The following is a 1,692-nucleotide window of genomic DNA, read 5'->3' as shown; positions in this document are numbered from 1 at the left end:
GTTCGTACTTCCCTGCGATCTCATTCACCGTCTGCTCTTCTCTCAGCACTTCCAGCACAACCTTCGTCTTGAATTCTGAGGTATATCGGTTCCGTTTTTCCATGATCTCATTATAACTTATTTTTCACGCTCCCGTGTCTCAGCCTATGGGAGCATTATAATCTGTTGGAAAGATGCTTTTGCCCTTGGTGACCTTTCGTAGTTGGCGATGGTAGCTCTCGATCATATTGGTCGTGTAGATTAGCTTGCGGATCTCTGGCGGATACTTAAAAAAGGTGGCGATCTCCGGCCAGTTATTGCGCCACGATCGGATAATGAGCGGGTACTTCGTACCCCACGTTTCCTCAAACCGATCAAGCTCCAGGAGAGCCAAGTCTTCCGTTGCAGCCTTGTAGATCGGCTTTAGATCGGCGGTGACTTTCTTGAGATCCTTATAGGATACATAGCGGGTCGAGTTGCGAATCTGGTGGATGACACACTTCTGAATTTCGGTGTTGATAGCACGCGGAAATGGCCTGCGTAAAGCCGGTGAGGTTGTCCACGCAGGTGATGAGGTATCCTGGACGCCGCGGTTCTTGAGTTCGTTTAGGACGCTGAGCCAGAACTTCGCTGACTCATTCTCGCCAATCCACATGCCCAGCACATCCTTGCTGCCGTCCAAATCAATGCCGATGACCATATACGCTGCCTTGTTTACAATGGCGCCATCCTGCTTGACCTTGAAGTGGATGGCGTCCAGAAAGACCACCGCGTAAACGCCCTGCAGCGGCCTGTTCTGCCACTCCTTGATGAGCGGCAGGAGCTTGTTTGTGACATTGGAAATGAGCGTTGGCGACACCTCAATGCCGTACAGGTTCTGCAGGTGATCCTGGATCTCCCGGGTGCTCACACCCTTGGCGTACAGCGCCACAATCTGGTCCTCAATGCCCGTCACGTTCGACTGATGTTTTTTGACCACGAGCGGTTCGAACTCGCTCAGCCGGTCGCGCGGTACTTGGATCTCCTGCTCGCCGTACTCGCTCACAACGGTCTTCTTGCTTTTGCCGTTTCGGCTATTGGGCGTAGCCTTCGCTTTCACCTCGTGCTTCTCGTAGCCCAGATGCGTGTCCATCTCAGCCTCAAGCATTTCCTGAATCGTCTCCGCAAACAAGTCTCTCAGTGCGTTCTGGGCATCCTGCGCTGTCACCAGCTTGTTCTCCTTAATGAATGTACGCAGCTGCTCCTTTGTCCACAATCCCATATGCGCTCCCCAACCTTTCATCTACTTTTATAGTAAATTGGTTTTGGAGTTTACACAAAAGATTTTACAGACTCGATTGTTGAGAGGCGATAATTCTTTCTGCTTCTTTGATTCCGCTTTGCATAAGTTTATGATATGCCCGCCTTTTTTCAGTCTTTTTATCAAATCTTGTCCCGCTTTTTTCAAAAAAGTATTGTACCTTTCTGTGGTTAATTGCAATCTTGAATTTATTTTTGAGAACAGCCACAATATCATCAAAGGAAAAATAGTCAATATTTTTTTCTTTAGTATAAATATAAATTATTACTAGAATTTGATCCTCAATCTTCTCTAATGATGTGATCTCACAGTATTTCTCTAAATTTAACTCATCTAATTGATAATCTAACAAAGGCGAGATGATGTACAATAGTTTGTGTAACCAGAATTTGTGACCTGCAGGCGCAAAAAAA

At 46.9% G+C, this 1,692-nt stretch carries 3 protein-coding genes; all 3 read right to left on the bottom strand.

Annotation, left to right across the window (positions count from 1 at the left end):
• Positions 1 to 103, bottom strand: a 103-nt coding sequence (locus NR121_RS24880; RefSeq protein WP_256832139.1) for a transposase, incomplete at its 3' end; no start/stop codon positions are given.
• Positions 104 to 139: 36 nt separating this feature from the next.
• Positions 140 to 1,240 (bottom strand): IS256 family transposase, encoded by a 1,101-nt coding sequence (locus tag NR121_RS24875; RefSeq protein ID WP_256832138.1) that lies wholly within the window; start codon positions 1,238 to 1,240, stop codon positions 140 to 142.
• 64 nt (positions 1,241 to 1,304) lie between these two features.
• The coding region (locus NR121_RS24870; RefSeq protein ID WP_256832137.1) for a hypothetical protein at positions 1,305 to 1,692 on the bottom strand (388 nt) is incomplete at its 5' end.

It is taken from the genome of Paenibacillus sp. Pae15 (assembly GCF_024519685.1).
Taxonomy (GTDB): Bacteria; Bacillota; Bacilli; order Paenibacillales; family NBRC-103111; genus Paenibacillus_G; species Paenibacillus_G naphthalenovorans.
The sequence above is the reverse complement of the archived record's forward strand: the minus strand, read 5'-3'. Positions and strand labels throughout refer to the sequence as shown.